15 protein-coding genes and 1 tRNA gene are annotated in these 17,656 nt (G+C 71.4%); 10 read left to right on the top strand and 6 right to left on the bottom strand.

All coding sequences use genetic code 11. From position 1 onward, the window contains the following. Positions 1 to 136 precede the first annotated feature (136 nt). From WMF36_RS03540 to WMF36_RS03530, 3 genes are all read left to right on the top strand, one after another. Positions 137 to 964 (top strand): electron transfer flavoprotein subunit beta/FixA family protein, encoded by an 828-nt coding sequence (locus WMF36_RS03540; protein ID WP_437578178.1) that lies wholly within the window; start codon positions 137 to 139, stop codon positions 962 to 964. Positions 965 to 1,042: 78 nt separating this feature from the next. Then, the gene (locus WMF36_RS03535) at positions 1,043 to 2,014 is read left to right on the top strand and encodes an electron transfer flavoprotein subunit alpha/FixB family protein (RefSeq protein WP_437578177.1); all 972 of its coding nucleotides are present in this window, start codon (positions 1,043 to 1,045) and stop codon (positions 2,012 to 2,014) included. A 232-nt stretch (positions 2,015 to 2,246) separates the two neighbouring features. Continuing rightward, the gene (locus tag WMF36_RS03530) at positions 2,247 to 4,994 is read left to right on the top strand and encodes an ATP-binding protein (protein WP_437578176.1); all 2,748 of its coding nucleotides are present in this window, start codon (positions 2,247 to 2,249) and stop codon (positions 4,992 to 4,994) included. Positions 4,995 to 5,225: 231 nt separating this feature from the next. Here the strand turns inward: WMF36_RS03530 and WMF36_RS03525 are convergent. Beyond that, a tRNA-Pro gene (locus tag WMF36_RS03525) sits at positions 5,226 to 5,299 on the bottom strand. A gap of 476 nt (positions 5,300 to 5,775) precedes the next feature. Between WMF36_RS03525 and WMF36_RS03520 the strand changes: the two genes are divergently transcribed. Beyond that, positions 5,776 to 6,384: a response regulator gene (locus WMF36_RS03520; RefSeq protein WP_436625099.1), complete on the top strand. Its 609-nt coding sequence runs from the start codon at positions 5,776 to 5,778 to the stop codon at positions 6,382 to 6,384. Between the two features lie 90 nt (positions 6,385 to 6,474). Here WMF36_RS03520 and WMF36_RS03515 read toward each other — a convergent pair whose 3' ends face one another. After that, a complete protein-coding gene (locus tag WMF36_RS03515) occupies positions 6,475 to 7,149 on the bottom strand; it encodes a TlpA family protein disulfide reductase (protein ID WP_437578175.1) in 675 nt (224 codons plus the stop codon). Between the two features lie 65 nt (positions 7,150 to 7,214). On the opposite strand from WMF36_RS03515, the gene WMF36_RS03510 reads away from it, so the two are divergent. Continuing rightward, a complete protein-coding gene (locus WMF36_RS03510; protein WP_437578174.1) occupies positions 7,215 to 8,432 on the top strand; it encodes a chorismate-binding protein in 1,218 nt (405 codons plus the stop codon). A 161-nt stretch (positions 8,433 to 8,593) separates the two neighbouring features. Here the strand turns inward: WMF36_RS03510 and WMF36_RS03505 are convergent, their stop codons facing one another. The 3 genes from WMF36_RS03505 to WMF36_RS03495 all read right to left on the bottom strand — a co-directional run bounded on the left by WMF36_RS03505 (position 8,594) and on the right by WMF36_RS03495 (position 12,279). Beyond that, positions 8,594 to 9,991, bottom strand: coding sequence for a serine/threonine-protein kinase (locus WMF36_RS03505; RefSeq protein WP_437578173.1), 1,398 nt, complete (start codon positions 9,989 to 9,991; stop codon positions 8,594 to 8,596). A gap of 134 nt (positions 9,992 to 10,125) precedes the next feature. After that, the gene (locus WMF36_RS03500) at positions 10,126 to 11,247 is read right to left on the bottom strand and encodes an AgmX/PglI C-terminal domain-containing protein (protein ID WP_437578172.1); all 1,122 of its coding nucleotides are present in this window, start codon (positions 11,245 to 11,247) and stop codon (positions 10,126 to 10,128) included. A gap of 66 nt (positions 11,248 to 11,313) precedes the next feature. Beyond that, positions 11,314 to 12,279 (bottom strand): DnaJ C-terminal domain-containing protein, encoded by a 966-nt coding sequence (locus WMF36_RS03495; RefSeq protein WP_437578171.1) that lies wholly within the window; start codon positions 12,277 to 12,279, stop codon positions 11,314 to 11,316. A 299-nt stretch (positions 12,280 to 12,578) separates the two neighbouring features. On the opposite strand from WMF36_RS03495, the gene WMF36_RS03490 reads away from it, so the two are divergent. The 5 genes from WMF36_RS03490 (at position 12,579) to WMF36_RS03470 (ending at position 17,108) form a co-directional block, all read left to right on the top strand. Further along, positions 12,579 to 13,361, top strand: a complete 783-nt coding sequence (locus WMF36_RS03490) for a rhomboid family intramembrane serine protease (protein ID WP_437578170.1) — start codon at positions 12,579 to 12,581, stop codon at positions 13,359 to 13,361. 73 nt (positions 13,362 to 13,434) lie between these two features. After that, positions 13,435 to 13,995, top strand: a complete 561-nt coding sequence (locus tag WMF36_RS03485) for a hypothetical protein (RefSeq protein WP_437578169.1) — start codon at positions 13,435 to 13,437, stop codon at positions 13,993 to 13,995. Continuing rightward, the gene (locus WMF36_RS03480; protein WP_437578168.1) at positions 13,985 to 14,917 is read left to right on the top strand and encodes an MlaE family ABC transporter permease; all 933 of its coding nucleotides are present in this window, start codon (positions 13,985 to 13,987) and stop codon (positions 14,915 to 14,917) included. The genes WMF36_RS03485 and WMF36_RS03480 overlap by 11 nt, the downstream gene beginning before the upstream one ends. After that, on the top strand, positions 14,914 to 15,390 hold the full coding sequence (locus tag WMF36_RS03475) for a hypothetical protein (protein ID WP_437578167.1): 477 nt from the start codon (positions 14,914 to 14,916) through the stop codon (positions 15,388 to 15,390). The genes WMF36_RS03480 and WMF36_RS03475 overlap by 4 nt, the downstream gene beginning before the upstream one ends. Positions 15,391 to 15,452: 62 nt before the next feature. Beyond that, positions 15,453 to 17,108, top strand: coding sequence for a phytoene desaturase family protein (locus WMF36_RS03470; RefSeq protein ID WP_437578166.1), 1,656 nt, complete (start codon positions 15,453 to 15,455; stop codon positions 17,106 to 17,108). Between the two features lie 78 nt (positions 17,109 to 17,186). Here the strand turns inward: WMF36_RS03470 and WMF36_RS03465 are convergent, their stop codons facing one another. After that, positions 17,187 to 17,603 carry a YkgJ family cysteine cluster protein gene (locus tag WMF36_RS03465; protein WP_437578165.1) on the bottom strand — a complete coding sequence of 139 codons (417 nt, stop codon included), beginning with the start codon at positions 17,601 to 17,603 and terminating at the stop codon, positions 17,187 to 17,189. Between the last annotated feature and the right edge of the window lie 53 nt (positions 17,604 to 17,656).

The following is a 17,656-nucleotide window of genomic DNA, read 5'->3' as shown; positions in this document are numbered from 1 at the left end:
CCTCGGGCGCGTTATTTCAGTCGGGCTCGCCGGATCCACGCTCGGGTCCGCCGGCCCGTCTGTCGTGTATGGCGCGCCCCTGCCCGGGCGGACTACGCTCTGCGTTACCCCCACAGCCACAGGAGCCAACCGAGCCGTGAAGATCCTCGTTCCGCTCAAGCGCGTCGCCGATCCGGATAACGCGAACAAGGTGAAGATCCCTCCTTCAGGGGACAAAATCGAGACGACCGGGCTCGAGTGGAAGCCGAACCCGTTCGACGAGTACGCCCTGGAAGCGGCGCTGCGCCTGACCGAGGACGGCAAGGCGCCGAAGGTGCGCGCGGGCGAGGTCGTCGTCGTCACCTTCGGGCCCAAGGAGACCGAGCAGACCCTCCGCGCCGCCCTCGCGACCGGCGCCGATAAGGCCTTCCGCGTCGATGTCACCGACGACAAGCTCGACGGCGACCTCGTGGCCCGCGCCCTCAAGACGCTCGTCGAGCGCGAGAAGCCGGACGTCGTGCTCATGGGCAAGCAGGCCGTCGACGGCGACTCGAACCAGGTCGGCCAGATCCTCGCCGAGCTGCTCGACTGGCCGCTCGCCACCTTCGCCGCGACCCTCAAGGAAGAAAAGGGCGCGCTGCTCGTCGGCCGCGAGGTCGACGGCGGCGTCGCCACGCTCCGCGTGCGCCTGCCGGCCGTGGTCACGGTCGACCTCCGCATCGTCGCGCCGACCAGCGTCTACTCGATGAAGACCGCGCCCGCGTTCAAGTACAACGACGGCGTGCGCTTCGCGGCGCTCCCCGCGATCATGGCCGCCAAGAAGAAGCCCCTCGTCGAGGTGAAGCTCGCCGAGCTCGCCGCCGACCCGACGCTCAAGGTCCAGTACCAGGCGTTCCAGGCGCCCCCGGCGCGCAAGGCAGGCATCAAGGTGAAAGACGTCGGTGAGCTCGTCACGCGCCTCAAGGACGAGGCGAAGGTCCTCTGACGGACGGCGAAAACAGGTCGTGGCCCCCGCGCGCGCGGGGATGAACCGACACGAGTCGACGAGGTGCAGGAGGGATTCATGGCTGACGTTCTCGTGGTGGCCGAGGCCGCCGATGGAAAGCTGAAGAAGACGACGCACTCCGCGGTCACGTTCGCCAGGCAAGCGGCCGCGGCGCTCGGCGGGACGTACGCGATCCTCGTGATCGGCGACGCCCTCGGCGAGGCGGCCGCGGAAGCGGCGACGCTCGGCGCGGCCAAGGTGCTCGTCGCCGAGTCGAGCGCGCTCAAGGACTACGTCGCAGAGCGCTACGTGCCGACCGTCGCGTCGGCCGCCAAGGGATACGCGGTCGTCGTGGGCACCGCGAGCGCCTACGGCAAGGACCTGCTCCCGCGCGTGGCAGCGCGGCTCTCGGCAGGCTTCGCGAGCGACATCTCCGAGCTCCTCGCCGAGGGCTCGACGCTCAAGTACAAGCGCCCGATGTACGCCGGCAACGCGTACGGGATCTGCACCGTCACGACCCAGGTCCAGGTCGTGAGCGTCCGGCAGAGCGCGTTCGCCGCCGCGGAGCCCGCCGGGTCGAAATCGCCGATCGAGCAGGTCGCGGTCGTCCCGCCGAGCGCCGCCGCGGAGCGCGTGGAGTTCGTCTCCTTCGACCAGGTGAAGAGCGAGCGCCCCGAGCTCGCCGAGGCCAAGGTCGTCGTCTCCGGCGGCCGCGCCCTGAAGGAGCGCTTCAACGAGATCCTCGACCCGCTCGCCGACGTCCTCGGCGCCGCCGTCGGCGCGAGCCGCGCCGCATGCGACGCCGGCTACGCCGCCAGCGACCTGCAGGTCGGACAGACGGGCAAGGTCGTCGCGCCGTCGCTCTACTTCGCCATCGGCATCTCGGGCGCCATCCAGCACCTCGCCGGGATGAAAGGGTCGAAGGTCATCGTGGCGATCAACAAGGACGCCGACGCGCCGATCTTCCAGGTGGCCGACTACGGCCTGGTCGCCGACCTCTTCGCGACCGTGCCCGAGCTCGTGAAGCAGATCCAGGCGGCGCGCAGCTGATCCAGGCGGCGCGCAGCTGACCGTCGCGGCGCTCGACCCCGCCGGGGTCCGCCCGCGCCGCCCTCCAGGGCCGCAGCCGTACCCCGGCACACCCCAAGAGCCCGCGACCGTACCCCGGCACACCGGAAGAGTCCGTCCAGCAAGAAGTCCGCGTCCGGCAACGTAGTTTCCGTGTCAGGTCGCCCGCCTAGCATCTTGTTCGCGACCGGCGGCCGTGGGATCCCTTGACGCTATGCCCGAACGTTCGGACATCCCGATCGTCACGGCGCTCGCTCAGGCCAGGGCATTGCTTTACGAAGCGGCCTCGACCGCCGAGCAGCGACGGCTCCTCGGCCCGGCGGTCGTCGAGATCGATCGCGCGATCGCGAGCCTCGACCCGACCGCGAGCGCCTCGTTCGAGCTCACGCCCCTCGCCGCGTCGGTGCCGCCGATCGACACCGAGCTCGAGGCGCTGCGCCGCGAGGTCGAGCGGCTCCGCGCGATCACGCAGCACGAGCGCGGGCTGCTCGACGCGCTCCTCAGCGAGAGCCCGCACGGCATCATCGTCTCCGACAACCAGGGCAAGCTGACCCTCCAGAACCGCGCCTCGGAGCGGATCTGGGCCGGCAGCGCCACCGCCGAGAACGTCGAGGGGTGGGGGCGCTACCGCGCGTTCCACCCCGACGGCCGGCCGTTCGCCGCCGAGGACTGGTCGATGGCGCGGTGCCTCACGCTCAGGGAGACCGTCCCCGCCGAGGAGGTCCACTTCCAGCGCTTCGACGGCACGCTCGGGATGCTGCTCGGCAGCTGCGCGCCGCTCTTCTCGCCGGACGGCGACATGCTCGGCGCGGTCTCCATCTTCGCCGACATCACCCAGTTCAAGCAGCTCGAGGCGGATCTGCGCGTCAGCAGGACCAAGTTCTCGACGACGCTGAAGAGCATCGGCGACGCGGTGATCTCGACCGACGGCTCGGGCCGGATCGACTTCATGAACGCCGTGGCCGAGACGCTGACGGGATGGACGCTCGACGAGGCGAGGGATCGCCGGCTGTCCGAGGTCTTCCGGGTCATCTCCGAGCAGACGCGCGACGATCTCGACAACCCGGTCACCGAGGTGCTGCGCCACGGCGGGATCATCGGGCTCGACGACACGACGCTGCTCCTGCGCAGGGACGGCTCGGAGCTCGCGATCGACTCGAACGGCGCGCCGATCCGGAGCGACGAGGGCGACCTCGTCGGGCTGGTGCTCGTCTTCCGCGACGTGACCGAGAAGCGGCTCGCCGACAAGCGGCGCTACTTCATCGGCGAGGCGAGCCGGCAGCTCGCGCTGTCGGGCCTCGAGTACGACACGACCCTGTCCAACGTCGCGCGCCTCGCGGTGCCGCACATCGCCGAGGCCACGGTGGTGGACATCGTCGAGCCGGACGGCTCGCTGAGCCGGCTCGCGGCCGTGCACGCGAGCAGCGCGAAGCTCTCGCTGGGGAAGGACCTGTCGGTCCGCTACCCGACCGATCCCGAGGTGCCGCGCGCGGTGCACGCGGTGCTCCGGTGCGGCGAGTCGATGCTGCTCCCGGACGTCGACGGCATGGCGTGGCAGCGGGCCTCGTCGCTCCAGCCCGGCAACGAGGCCTGGTCGGGCGCGCACGATCCGGTCTACCTCGCGCTGCTCCGGGAGCTCGGCGTCCGCTCGGCGATGATCGTCCCGCTGCGCGCCCGCGGCCGGACGCGCGGCGCGATCACGCTGCTCTCGACCGAGTCGAGCCGGCGCTACGGCGTCGACGATCTCGCGCTCGCCGAGGAGCTCTGCAACTTCGCGGCGCTCGCGCTCGACAACGCCCAGCTCTACCGCGAGTCGCAGCAGGTCAACCGCGCCAAGGACGAGTTCCTCGCCACGCTCTCCCACGAGCTCAGGACCCCGCTCACCGCGATCCTCGGCTGGGCGCGCATGCTCCGGCAGGGCTCGCTGAAGCCGGACACGCACGTCCGCGCGCTCGAGGCGATCGAGCGCAACGGCACGCTCCAGGCGCAGCTCGTCGAGGACCTCCTCGACGCCTCCCGCATCATCACCGGCAAGCTGCGGCTCGACGTGATGCTGGTGGATCTGCCGCCGATCATCAACGCGGCCATGGACGCGGTCCGCCACGGCGCGGACGCCAAGGGGATCGAGCTCGTCGTGCAGCTCGACCCGAACGCGGGGCCGATCTCGGGCGACCAGACCCGGCTGCAGCAGGTGGTGTGGAACCTCCTGTCGAACGCGATCAAGTTCACGCCGCGCGGCGGCAAGGTCTCGATCCAGCTCGGCAAGGCCGAGGGCCTGGCGCGCATCCAGGTGAGCGACACAGGCCAGGGCATCGTCCCGGAGTTCCTGCCGTACGTGTTCGATCGCTTCCGGCAGGCCGACAGCACGAGCACGCGGCCGCACAGCGGGCTCGGGCTCGGCCTGGCGATCGCCCGGCACCTGATCGAGCTCCACGGCGGCACCGTGAAGGCGGAGAGCGGGGGCGAGGGCAAGGGCGCGACGTTCGTGGTGGACATCCCGCTGGCGCCGCGGGGGGCCATCGCGGCGCTCCGGAAGGCCGACGGGCTGAGCCACCTGGCCGCCGATACGGAGCCGACGCTCCAGGGCGTCCGCGTGCTGATGGTCGACGACGAGCCGGACGCGCGGGAGCTCGTGACGACGGTGCTGGAGCGCAAGGGGGCGACCATCACGGCGGTGGCGACGGTCGAGGAGGCGCTATCGGCGATCGCGCGCGAGAAGCCCGACGTGATCCTGAGCGATCTCGGGATGCCCGGCGAGGACGGCTACAGCCTGATCCGGCGGCTGCGCGCGCAGAGCCCCGAGCAGGGCGGGCGCATCCCGGCCGCGGCGCTGACCGCGTACGCGAGCGCCCAGGACCGGACGCGGGCGCTCCTGGCCGGATTCCAGTCGCATGTTCCCAAGCCGATCGAGGCGTCGGAGCTCGCGGCGGTGATCGCCAACCTGGCCGGGCGCACGGGCTAGCGGCGGGGCTCCAGGTCGTCCGGGGCGGAGGGCCTCCTCGGACTTACCGCCTACCGAACGAGCGCCTCGGACCGGCGTTCTCGCGGCGAGCAGGGACCTCCGTGGTCCTGGCGCACGCCGAGCGAACGCCTCGGCGAAGGGCTCCTGTCGGGCATCAACGACAGGGACGCCAGCGAGGACGGCAAGGGCCGTCCCGCGGCGATTCTACCTGCCAACATGCGAAGAAATGAGTCGGGGCGAGAGGATTTGAACCTCCGACTCCTCGGTCCCGAACCGAGTGCGCTACCAGGCTGCGCTACGCCCCGTACGCTGCCGCGAAGCAACGCCCGCTGAACAGCGGGCGCGCAACATCGCCAAGAGCGAGCCTCCTGTCAAGACGAAATAAATCAGGACCCGACCGGCGCAGCCCCCGCTCCCCCGAACGACGGCACACCACAGCCCGGACAAATGGCGGGAAATGGCCGGAAACACGGCCGTTGGGCGCCTATCCGGCGCCCCGGACGTTTCACGAAGCCAAGAATCGGTGGAGCGCAAGAAAAAACTCCCGTCTCCACCTTGCTCAGGTCGTGTTAAAGTGTCACTGGAATCCCGATGTTGCCGATAGGAAGCAGAGAGCGAGGTGCCTGGGGCGCCGGTCAGGGCCTCGCCCCTGCTCGTGCAACGTGGAGTCAGGGACCGCCTGTGCGGCCCCTTCCAGAACGGACAAGAGCGACCGGCTTCGGCGGTCGCTCGTGAGACAAGAGCGACCGACTTCGGCGGTCGTACGTGAGAGGAGGAACAGGTGGCAATTGAGCTTCCCGCTGTACGCATTCTGATCGTCGACGACGACCGGGCGATCTGTGACTACATGCAGACGCTGCTCGAGCGCGACGGCTATCAGGTCAAGACGCTGGGCGATCCGACGACCGTGGAAGACGAGGTCCGCGCGGGCGGCTACCACCTCATCATCCTCGACCTGATGATGCCGAAGCTCGATGGCATCGAGGTGCTCAAGCGCATCCGCAAGGTCGACAACGACATCGCCGTCGTCATCTTCACCGGCTTCCCCAACCTCGAGAGCGCCGTCGCGTCCATGAAGCTCGACGCGGTCGACTACATCAAGAAGCCGTTCAACGTGGACGAGTTCCGCGAGGTGCTCGCCCGCGTCATGCGCAAGAAGGGCCTCGCGCGGACCCCCGAAGAGCAGCTCCACCGCGTCATCGGCGACACGATCAGGAACCTCCGCAAGGACAAGGACCTGACGCTCAAGCAGATGGCGCGCCGCACAGGGCTCAGCGTGTCGCTGCTCTCGCAGATCGAGCGCGCCGAGTCGTCGGCGTCCATCTCGTCGCTCTACAAGATCGCCGTCGCGCTCGAGTCGCGAATCCAGGACCTCTTCGGCCACTACTGATCCGCGAGGGGCGATGCCGGAGCCGCCACGCGCGGCTCTCCGCCCTCCGCCGACCCGCACGCCCGGGCAGGCGCGCAGATCCACGCCGTGTCAACGCCGCGCGCCGCGCTCGATCGCCGCGTCGAGCCTGTCGATCTCGAGGCCCACGAACGCGTCCACCTGTGCGCCGGTCGGGTCGTAGACGATCACGTAAGGCAGCTTCGAGGCCTGCTTCAGGTAGCGCCGGGCGAGCGGGGTGTCCCAGTCGACGATGTCGAGCTTGCGGTAGGCGACGTCCCGGCGAGCCTCGAGCACCTCGGCCATGTGCGCGTCCAGCTTGCGGCAGGGCAGGCACCAGCTCGCCGCGAAGTCGATGACCGTGACCTTGCCCAAGGCGATGTGGACGCCGAGATCGGGGACGTCCGCGCCACCGTCGGCGATCGTCCGGGCGTCCGCGCCCTCGGGGAACGTCGCCCAGCCGAGGTACTGACCCTTGCCGCCGCCGATCACCGCCTCGAACCCCTCGTCGGCGGCGAGCCGCTTCACGGCGCCGGCGACGTCGAACGAGCTCGACGCCGTCACGGCGATCTCGGCGCGGCGCTTGTTGAAGGTGGCCGCGTAGACGCCGGGGCGCTCGCGGAGATCCGCGACGAGCTCGGCGCCGCACGCCTCACAGTCGATCTTCTGCAGCGAGACGACGGTGGTGCGCGCGTCCGCCGCGGCGGGCTGAGCGCCGCCGCAAGCGGCCAGGCAGAGGACAGAGGAGAGGGCGATCGCGCTTCGCACCGTGTTCCTCCGGGTACCTTGCCCTCCTTCGCCGGGCGGCGCAACGTCGTGTAGGCTCGGCCGCGATGAGCTCCGTCGTGACCCGCACCCTCCCGGCCGATCACATCACACCGGTCCGCGCCTACGCCGCGCTCCGCGCCCAGTCGCCGGGCCGATCATCGTTCATGCTCGAGTCCGCCGTCTCCGGTGAACGCTGGGGCCGCTACGCGATCCTGGGATACCGGGCGCGCACCGAGAGCCTCCTCCCGAGCGGGTTCGACCCGTTCGCGACGCTGGCCGAGGGGCTCGGCCCACCGGCAGCGTCGGGCCCGCCGAGCGATCTGGCAGCCCGCGTCTGCCAGGCGTGGGTCGGCTTCCTCTCGTACGACACGGTGCACCAGCTCATGGGCATCGAGCCGTGGCCCGAGGAGATGTACCTCGGACGGGTGCTGAAGGACGCGACCGTGGTCGTGTTCGACAGCGTGGCGCAGACGATGACCCTCGCCGGCCGATCGCAGGGCGCGGTGAACCGCTGCGCGTGGGAGATGGCGCACGGGCCCGAGCAGCAGAGCCTGCCCGCGCTCGATCCGGAGGCCCTGCCGGAGCACCTCGAGACGCCGGTGAGCGACGAGCGCTACGCGGCGCAGGTGGCCGCCGCGCGCCAGCGCATCACGGCCGGCGAGGCGACGGAGGTCGTGCTCGCCCGCAGGTTCCGGGCGCCGCTCCGGGGCGCAGATCCCTTCGACGTGTACCGCGCGCTGCGGGTGCTCGCGCCGTCGACGCACCTCTACTTCGTCGACTTCGCCGAGTCGCCGTTCGCGCCGGGGCTCACCATCGCGGGGACCTCGGGGGAGACGCTCGTCCACGTCGAGCGCGATCCGTCGGCCGGGCCGCGCCCCGGCGACGCGTCGCCCGTCGAGGCGCTGCGCGCCGCCCTCGCAGGCGGCAGCGCCGTGGGCCAGCCGGCAGCGCGCGCGAGCGCCATCAGCCGCAGCCTCGAGGTCGGGCCACGGTGGGTCTACGGCGGCGCGATCGGGTACTTCGGGCAGGAGGGCGCGGAGGTCGCGCACACGCTCGGCGCCGTCTGGAGCGAATCCGGGTACTTCGAGGTGATGACCGGCGCGCGCATCGCGAACGGAAGCGAGCCCGGAGCGGAAGCCGAACGGACGCACCGCGACGCGCGCGGCCCGCTGTCGGCCATCCGCGCGGCGCACGAGGCGCGCAAGGCGCGCGACATCGCCGAGGAGAAGAAGGCCGCAGCCGAGAAGGCCGCAGCCGAGGACGACGCTGCCCGGAGCGCCTAGAGCAACAAACGGGTTGAAACCCCGAAAAAAAGCAGAAATTTCACAGGGAGGCGGGGAGGCGGGGAGCGAGAGACGGCGAGAGGAAGAGATTCTTCTTTTTCTTCCTCCCCGCCTCCCCGCCTCCCTGTGAAATTTCTCCGGGTTTCAACATGATTGGTGCTCTAGCGCGGCCCGCCGGGGGCGGCCTCCGCAGAGGAGCGCGGCCGCGCAGGACGCGGCGGCGCGGCGCTCGGCGGTACGTGGGCGCTGCGCTGGGGAGAGGCGAGCGGCGCTCGACGGAAGAGCGCGGAGGAGGCCACCTCGGGGGCGGCGGGCAGCGCCTCGACGCGGCGGGCGAGGGAGGCCGAGAGCACAGCCGTCGCGGCGCCGGTCGCAGCCGTCGTCAGCCTGGGCCGATCCAGCCGAGCGGTCGTCGCGAACACCGCCACGCCGAGCAGCGCGACGAGGCCGGCCGGGATGACCCACCCCGCGCGCGCAGACAGCCCGTCGAGCCCGCGCACGACCTCGGCGCTCTCCGCGCTGAGCTGCGTGACCGGGGCCGCCCTCCGGCCCGCGCTCGGTGGCTCGGTGCCAGGCTCCGCCCGCGCCGCAACGCCGGACGCGGCCACCTCCGCGGACAGCGCGGCCAGCGGCCGCGCCGAAGGGACCCAGGGGACGCGCACCGGCGGGGGCGGGCGCAGCACGCCGGACGAGGGAGGCGGCGCGAGGTCGGCGATCCGGACGAGCGACTCCACCATCTCGTCGATCGACCGGAAGCGCCGCGCGAGGTCGCGCGCGAACGCCTTCTCGAAGAAGCCGTCCAGCCCGGCAGGCAGGCTCGGCACGAGCTGCGTCGCCGCGGGCGGCGGTGCGAGCAGGATCTTCGAGGCCACAACGCTGGCGAGGTCGCCGGGGAACGGGAGCTGGCCGGTCAACGCGCGGAACAGGACAGCCGCCAGCGACCAGAGATCGGTCTGCGCATCGAGGGTACGTTCCGACCGGATCTGCTCCGGGCTGAGGTAGTGCAGCGAGCTCGCGCTCACGTCGGCCGCGACCTCGCCCACGAGCCGCGGCGCAGCCCTCGGGAGCCCGAGGTCGAGCACCTTCACGACCTCCTCGCCGCCGTCCAGCACGAAGAAGAGGCTCTCCGGCCGGAGGCCCTGGTGAAGGAAGTCCGCCGCGTGCGCGCGCTGGAGGGCCTCGCCGGCCTGCGCGGCGAGGCGCGCAGCCTCCTGGAGCGAGAGCCGGCTGCGCCGGAGCAGGCGGGTCGCGAGATCCTCGCCGGAGAGCAGGTCCATGGCCAGGTAGACCACCGCGCCCTCGACGCCGTGGTCGTGCACGCGCACCACGTGCCGCGACGAGAGCCCGGCGGCTGCGCGGACCCAGCGATCGATCCGGAGGAGATCTCCCGTCGCGCCGGCCTCGGGGTGGAAGAGCTTCAGGGCGACGCGCGCGCCCAGCTGCAGCTCGCGCGCGACCCAGACCGAGCCTCGGTCGCGCGCGACCCGCGCGCCAGGACGCACGAGCTGCCGCTCCAGCAGATACTTCCCCCCAACGATGGTGCCCGGTGCGCTGTCCATATACCTGAGCCTCCTCCCCCACGGTAAAGTTGCACATCGACCCCGGGGCGCAATTTGTTGCGGCGCGTTTCGCTTGCGAGACCGCCTTGGCCGTGCATGCGCTGTGAGCGTTCGCACCGCGGGGAGCGCAGGAGCTATCGCAGCGGGCTTTGCGGGTCGGGCGAAAGACGAAGCGGCACCACAAAGCGCAGGTCGCCGCCCTCCGGCGCCGGGAACGTGAGGGCGCGCGCGCGCCGGAGCACGCAGCGGGTGAGCCGTTCGTCCGGGAAGCGCGACTCGGCCTCGAAGGCCTCGTCGACGGCGCCGCTGTCGGTCACATGAAAGCGGATCGCGAGGCGGCCCCAGAGCGCCGGCGCGCCGGCAAGGGCCGCTTCGTAGCAGCTCCGCCACGCGGGCAAGGCGTCGGCCACGGCGGCCGAGATCGCGTCGGGCCGGAGCTCGCCGGGACCGGGAGCGAGGACGGACGGCGGAGGCTCGACCGGCTCGTCGCCCGGATAGACCTCCATCGTGGCGACGACGGTCGAGCCCGCCCTGGCCCTGGGCAGCGAGAGCGACCTCGCGCGCTGCGCGAGGCACGAGACGACGTCCGGCGCGGAGAGAGTGGACGAGGTCGCGCGCGCGCCCGTCACCTTGCCGGCGCGGCTCACCGTGAGCCGCACGGTGGTCTTGCCGTGGAGCGACGGGTCCCTGTACGCGCGCAGCCGGTAGCACGAGTACACGTGGATCCAGAGGTGCCGCCGGGCGACGCGCTCGACCTCGCGCGCCTTGAGCGGGCCATTCACCTTGCCGATGTCCACGATGATCCGCGGCAGCGGGTGCCCCTCGGCCGGAGGCGGCGGCGCGGGAGGATCTCCCCTGCCCCCGGCGTTCCAGCGATCCCGCTCCGCCGCCTCGGCCTGGCCGCGGGGCACAAGGTGCCGGCCGAGCTTGTAGGGCGGATCGATCGTGATCGAGGGCGCCTGGAGCGCGCCGGCCGCGGCGGACGCGTCCCCGGAGGCGGCGCTCGGCGCCGCCGGCGGGACCACCGAGGAGGCGGGCGGCGAGGCCGGCGCGGGCGGCGCGGCGGGAGGTGCGACGGCGGGCGCCGGCGCGTCCGCCCGCCGCGGCGGAGGCGCCGGCCGGACGGCGGCGGGCGCAGGGAGGCCGGCAGCGCGCGACGCCGGGCGCGACGGCGCCGGCGCTGGCGCGGCGCACGCGGCGAGCGCGATGGCGGCCGCGAGGAGGGGCCGGGGATCGATCGCGAGAGGCCGCTTCATGCCAGGTCTACCCGAGAGCTGCGCTCGCCCGAGCCGACGCGCGGCCGCGCCGACCCGCGACCGCGCTCAGAACCGGAGCTCGCCGCGAGGCGCCTCCACCGTGCCGTCGAGCAGATCGATCGCCTTCGCCACCTCGGGGTCGTCGACGGTCGGGACGTGCACGACGAACTTCACGTAGAGATCCCCCGGCTCCTTCGCCTTGCGGGCGATGCCCTTGCCGCGCAGCCGGATCACCTGGCCGGTCTGGGTGCGCGCCGGGATCTTGAGCGTCACCTCGCCGTCGGGCGTGGGGACGCGGATCTTCTCGCCGCGGTAGGCCTCGCCCAGGGTGACAGGCACATCGAGGTGGAGATCGTCGCCCTCGCGCTTGAAGAACGGGTGCGGCGTGACGTGGATGTTCAGCAGCAGATCGCCCGGCTCGCCGCCGCCCACGCCGGGGGAGCCCTGGCCGCGGATGCGCAGGCGGCTCCCCTCGGCAGCCCCGGGCGGGACGCGCACGGTCACCGGCTGCGGATCGTCGGCGCGCTGGATCTGGAGCGTCGTGCCCCGCACCGCCGAGACGAAATCGATGGTGAGGTCCTGCTCGACGTCTCCGCCTCGGCTGCGCGCGGGCTGCGCGCGCCGGCCCGCGCCGCCGCGGCCTCCTCGGCCGAAGAGGTCGCCGAGGATGTCGCTGAGATCGCCCTGGCCGCCGCCGGCGTTGCCGAAGATCTCCTGCACGTCGAAGTTGCCGGGGCCGCCGCGGCCCCCACCCGCAGCCCGGGCGTTCGCGTAGCGACGGTAGGCGCGGGCGCGCTCGGGATCGAAGTTCTGCGAGAGGCTCTCCTCGCCGAACTCGTCGTAGAGCGCGCGCTTCGTCTTGTCGCTCAGCACCTCGTGCGCCTGGTTGATCTCCTTGAACTTCTGCTCGTTGGCCTTCCCCGGGCTCTTGTCCGGGTGGTACTTCATCGCGAGCTTGCGGAAGGCCTTCTTGATGGTGTCCTCGTCCGCATCGCGCGAGACGCCGAGCACGGAGTAGAGATCACGAGCCATGGTCGTCCGTCATCATTCTGGGCTGCAGGAGAGGCAGGGGACGCGGGCCGCCGGGGGCCCTCATCGGGCGGAAACCTAGATCTGCCAGGAGTTTTCGTCCACTGGTGAGGACGGCGGCGGCCGGTCGTGCCGAGGAGCCGCTCCTGGGCAGCAGGACATGCGGACCTCGCCGGGTCGCCACAGAACGAGCAGGGCAGGCCCCTGGGCCAGCGTGTCGCGGAGCCGCACCTCGAGCATGGGCCCCGGGTCTATCAAGGCCGACGGATGCTGTCACGGGCCCGCGTGCTTAAGTAAATCCGATGCTGCCCCTCCGAGACCAACTGCCCACCCGCAAGGTGCCGATCGTCAACTACCTGCTGATCGCGCTCAACCTCCTCGGCTTCTTCTGGATGCGGTCGATGATCTCGGCCGGGTTCCCGCCCGACCGGCTGCTCTCCGTGTGGGGCCTCGTCCCGGTGCAGCTGCTGGAGGAGCCAACCGACGCCTGGTGGACCGTCTTCAGCAGCATGTTCATGCACGACCCGACCGGGTGGGCCCACCTCGGGGGGAACATGCTGTTCCTCTGGATCTTCGGCGACAACGTCGAGGATGCGCTGGGCAGCCTCCGCTACGCGGCGTTCTATGCGCTGTCCGGGATCGCCGCCGCGGGCGCCCAGATCGTGATCGATCCCGGATCGATGATCCCCATGGTGGGCGCCTCGGGCGCCATCTCGGGCGTGCTGGCCGCGTACGCGTCGCTCTACCCGCGCTCGCCGATCACGGTGCTGAACCCGATCTTTCTTCTGTGGTTCATCTTCGGCCTGTTCCTGGAGCTGCCGGCGTGGCTTGTCATCCTCCAGTACTTCGTGGTGAACCTGCTGAACGGGCTCGGCTCGATCGGCATGCGCAGCGGCGGCGTCGCGTTCTTCGCGCACCTCGGGGGGTTCGTCGCCGGGCTCTTCCTCGTCCGCCTCTTCATGGTGGGGCGCTCCCCGCGCGAGCACGAGCGCTGGCAGCACTGGCGCGCGTCGCCCCGGCGCCCGGCAGCCCGCCGATCCGCGCCGTGGGACGCGCCGCGGCGGCGTGACCGCTGGGACTGGTAACTGGTAGGAGAGATGCGCGCGACCGCCGGCGTTCGCCCAGGATGCAAAAGCGTGATAGCGTCGGCCCGCAGCGATGCGACGACCCCTTCGAAGGCGCCCCACCGCCGCCGGTTCTGCGGCCGAGGCAGCGAACCCCCGGGCCAGGCTCCTCGCGATCGCGATCGCGCTCGCCGGCTGCGGAGGCCCATCGTTCGATGGAACGGTCTACCGCGGCTCGGAGGTCGCCTTCCGCGTGCCCCCGGCGCCGGCAAGCTGGAAGCCGATCTCGGTGTCGGACGCGGCGGTGGCGTACCGCGACGAGGCGAACGGGGCCACCATCGCCCTGAACGGACGCTGCCGGAACGAAGAGGACGTCCCGCTCGTCTCGCTGACCAACCACCTCTTTTTGCACTTCACGGAGCGCGAGGTGCTGAAGCAGGAGGTCGTCCCGTTCGACGGCCGCGAGGCGATGCACACGGTCGTCTCGGCCAAGCTCGACGGGGTGCCGAAGGTGTTCGATATCTGGGTGCTCAAGAAGAACGGCTGCGTGTACGACATGCTCCTCATCGCAGATCCCGCCCGCTACGCCGCCAGCGAGCCGGCGTTCACACAGACGGTCCGCGGCTTCTCGACCCTGCCGGCCCATGACGACTGAGCGCAAACGGCCCCCGGAGGCGCCGCCGTCCTCCTCGAACAGCCCGGCTTCCACAGGCCCGGGCCCGAGCAGCTTGCCCCCGAACAGCGTGGCCCCCGCCAGCCGGGGCCCGAACAGCCTGCCGCCGCCGCCGCTCCCCCCGCTGCTCGCGAGGATCAACGAGTCGGCGGTCGGGTTCGTCGAGCACCTCGGGCAGTTCGGGCGGATGACCTGGGGGGCGATGAAGGCCATCTTCGATCGGCCGCTCGAGCTGCGCTCGACCATCTACCAGATGGAGTCGCTCGGCGTGCGCTCGGCCGCCATCGCGTCCGTGACGGCGCTGTTCGTCGGGATGGTCATGGCGGTGCAGTTCGCCATCGGTCTGCAGAAGTTCGGCGGCATGGAGTACACGGGCCGCATCATCGGCCTGTCGTTCTCGCGCGAGCTCGCGCCGACGCTGACGGCGGTCATCGTGGGCGGCCGCATCGGCGCCGGCATCGCGGCGGAGGTCGGTTCGATGGCCGTCACCGAGCAGATCGACGCGATCCGCGCCCTCGGCGCCAACCCGGTGAAGAAGCTCGTCCTGCCACGGCTGCTCGCGAGCATCGTGGTGATGCCGGTGCTCGGCGCGTTCGCGCTCGTGCTGGGCTTCGGGGGGGCGATGCTGATCTGCGCGACCGAGTTCGGCATCCCGGCCGGCTTCTTCCTGAGGACGGCGCTCAGCTCGGTCACGTTCATGGATTACTTCAGCGGGATGTACAAGACGCCCTTCTTCGGGGCGATCATCGCGCTCGTCGGGTGCCACTTCGGGCTGATCACGCGCGGCGGAACGGAGGGCGTCGGTCACGCGACCACGCGCACCGTGGTGGTGACGTCGATCACAATCCTGATCGCCGACTTCTTCCTGACGAAGATGTCCATCATGTTCTTCCCGAGCCGGTGATCGCGGCCGGTCCGGAAAGGGCCCAGAGGCCGTCGCCGACGTCGCAGCGCCGACTGGCCAGGCTCCTCGTCCGGGTCCTGCCTGCGCTCCTCCCCGGGATCGCGGCGTGCCAGGGCGACGCCGGGAGGGAGGGCGCGGGGGCGCCGGCGCTCGACGGCGGCGCGGCGCTGGCGGCAGAGGGCACGCCGGCGCCGCGCCGCCCGACGCGGCACTACCATCTGCGGCGGACGGACGATGGCTGCGAGCTCTTCTGGATCGACGGGGACCTCGTCTCCGCATCCCAGCCGCTCGTGTGCCCACCCGACCTCCAGGTGGGCGAGCGCCTTCGCCTGACCGGCAAGACATGCATGCGCGAGTCGGCGCAGACACCGAGCCGGGCCGTGCCGGTCGTCTGTCCGCTGCCGCTCACGAACATGGAGAAGGAGGACAGGGCGCCGCCCGACGCCGGGGCGCCGCCGGACGGCGGCAGGTGACCGAAAGGTAGAATCGCGCAGCCAGGCTCCTCCTCGGAGCATCGGAGTCCGAGGGGGGACGTATGAAGCACGCGGATACCGTCGTGATCGGATCAGGCTCCGGCGGGCTCACGGCTGCGCTCGCGCTCGCGCGCTCGGGACAGAAGGTGATCGTCGTCGAGCAACATTACCTCCCCGGCGGGTGGACCCACAGCTTCTCGCTGGATGGCTATCTGTTCAGCCCGGGAGTCCACTACATCGGCGGGCTCGGCCCCGGAGGCCCCGTGAGGCGGCTCTACGAGGGGCTCGGCCTCTCGGGAGATCTCGAGTTCTGCGAGCTCAACCCGGACGGGCTCGATCACCTGATCGTCGGCGACGATCGGCTCGACGTGCCCAAGGGCCTCGAGCGGCTCATCGCCCGGCTCACGGCGCGGTTCCCGCACGAGGCCGCGGGCATAGCGCGGTACTTCCGCGTCCTGCGCGGGCTCAACGACGACCTCGTCCGCCTCGACACGATGCTCGAGTTCCCGAAGGTGCTGCTCGTGCCGTTCAAGGCGCCGGACCTCGTGCGCTGGGGGTTTCGCACCCAGGAAGATCTGCTGGACGCGACGATCCGCGACCCCCTGCTGCGCGCGTTCCTGGCCGCGCAGGGGGGCGATCACGGCCTCTCGCCGTCGCGCGTGGCGCTGCCGATCCATGCGAGCATCGTCTGCCATTATCTCGACGGCGGGTATTACCCGCGCGGCGGCGCCAGGCGCATCCCGCTCGCGATGATCCGGGCGCTGCGCCGGCTCGGAGGGCAGGTCCGGATGCGCGCGCGGGTGAGGCGCATCCTCGTCGAGCGCGGGCGCGCGGCCGGCGTCGAGCTGGAAGGGGGAGAGACCCTGCGCGCGGCGAGCGTCGTCTCGAACGCGGACCCGGCGATCACCTATGGCGAGCTGCTGCCGCCCGAGCTGACCGCCCGCGAGCGCCGGAAAATCCAGCGGATGGAGTATTCGGTCAGCCTGCTCAGCGTGTTCTGCGCCGTGGACATGGACCTCCGGTCGATGGGATATGATTCAGGCAATTACTGGTGGTACCGCGGGCGGGACGTGGGGCGCATCTACGAGCGCGCGGAGCGCCAGCTGCCGCGCGGCGCGGTGGACGGGCTGTTCCTGACCATCACGACGCTGAAGGATCCGGGCCACCCGACCCGGGGCGATCACCACACGATCGAGATGTTCACGTTCGTGCCCCACGGGCCCTTCGCGCGCTGGGACAAGACCCGCACGGGCGAGCGAGGGGCAGAGTACGAGAAGCTCAAGGAGTCGCTCGGGGATCAGATGATCGCCGCGGCGGAGCACGTCATTCCCGGCATCTCCCGCGCGCTCGCGTTTCGCTCGGTGGCGACGCCGCTGACCAACGACTTCTACTGTGCCTCGTACCGGGGCGCCGCCTACGGCACCGCCAAGACACCCTGGCAGCTCGGACCGCTGTCGTTCTCCATCGGGACGAGGATCCCGGGGCTGTACCAGTGCGGCGCGAGCACGCTGAGCCACGGGGTGGCCGGCGCCGCGATGTCGGGCCTCATGGCGGCGCAGCGCATCACCGGCGTGGCGCGCGCCGAGGATCTGCTCGGACCGGCAGACGGCTCGCTGCGGGTCTACCCCGCCGACCGGCCGGAGGAGTGGCTGCACGAGAAGACCAAGGCCAGCGCCGGGGCGCAGGCCGACGCGGACGAGCGCAACGAGACGGCGTGAGCGCGGCGCAACCGGCGCAACCGGCGCAACCGGCGCAACCGGCGCAACCGAGCGACCGGGACGCCCCTCTCGGCGGAGCTACCCCGCCGGCGTCCTCGACCGGAACGTGATCTGCACGAGCGGCATCACGTTGGGATCGTCCTGCGTCTCCCGCTCGAACTGGAGCACGTCGTAGTAGCCGCACCGCGGCTTGCCAGGATAGTCGCGGCAGACCTCGGGCCGCGCGTCGTAGATGGTGCAGCCGCGCGTCGTGAGGTCGAGGAAGCGGCAGACCCGGCCAAGCACCGGATCCGACTGCCGCCGGAGGATGCGCTCGCCGCTGTAGCGCTTCGTGAAACGCTCCGCGGCGGCCTCGAGCGTGAGACCGAAATGGCGGGCGAGCCGGCGCATGTCGCGCGGCGTCACCTCGACCCGCTCGTAGATGGAGCAGCAGTAGGCCGGGCACTTCGAGCAGTCGTAAGAGACGCGGCGCTTGGCCTTGAGGGTCGTCGTCATGGGTCGTGAGGGACGTGCAGCCGATGCCGGTAGGAAGAGGCGGAGCGCTCGCT

It is taken from the genome of Sorangium sp. So ce887 (assembly GCF_051521455.1).
Lineage (GTDB): Bacteria > Myxococcota_A > Polyangia > Polyangiales > Polyangiaceae > Sorangium.
Note: the sequence above shows the minus strand (reverse complement) of the source record. Positions and strands in the feature narration are given on the sequence as shown.

Excerpts from the sequence above, each read along its gene's own strand:
- WMF36_RS03535 (WP_437578177.1), top strand. The coding sequence starts at position 1,043 with ATGGCTGACGTTCTCGTGGTGGCCGAGGCCGCCGATGGAAAGCTGAAG.
- WMF36_RS03530 (WP_437578176.1), top strand. The coding sequence starts at position 2,247 with ATGCCCGAACGTTCGGACATCCCGATCGTCACGGCGCTCGCTCAGGCC.
- WMF36_RS03510 (WP_437578174.1), top strand. The coding sequence starts at position 7,215 with ATGAGCTCCGTCGTGACCCGCACCCTCCCGGCCGATCACATCACACCG.
- WMF36_RS03505 (WP_437578173.1), bottom strand. The coding sequence starts at position 9,991 with ATGGACAGCGCACCGGGCACCATCGTTGGGGGGAAGTATCTGCTGGAG.
- WMF36_RS03500 (WP_437578172.1), bottom strand. The coding sequence starts at position 11,247 with ATGAAGCGGCCTCTCGCGATCGATCCCCGGCCCCTCCTCGCGGCCGCC.
- WMF36_RS03495 (WP_437578171.1), bottom strand. The coding sequence starts at position 12,279 with ATGGCTCGTGATCTCTACTCCGTGCTCGGCGTCTCGCGCGATGCGGAC.
- WMF36_RS03490 (WP_437578170.1), top strand. The coding sequence starts at position 12,579 with ATGCTGCCCCTCCGAGACCAACTGCCCACCCGCAAGGTGCCGATCGTC.
- WMF36_RS03485 (WP_437578169.1), top strand. The coding sequence starts at position 13,435 with ATGCGACGACCCCTTCGAAGGCGCCCCACCGCCGCCGGTTCTGCGGCC.
- WMF36_RS03480 (WP_437578168.1), top strand. The coding sequence starts at position 13,985 with ATGACGACTGAGCGCAAACGGCCCCCGGAGGCGCCGCCGTCCTCCTCG.
- WMF36_RS03470 (WP_437578166.1), top strand. The coding sequence starts at position 15,453 with ATGAAGCACGCGGATACCGTCGTGATCGGATCAGGCTCCGGCGGGCTC.
- WMF36_RS03465 (WP_437578165.1), bottom strand. The coding sequence starts at position 17,603 with ATGACGACGACCCTCAAGGCCAAGCGCCGCGTCTCTTACGACTGCTCG.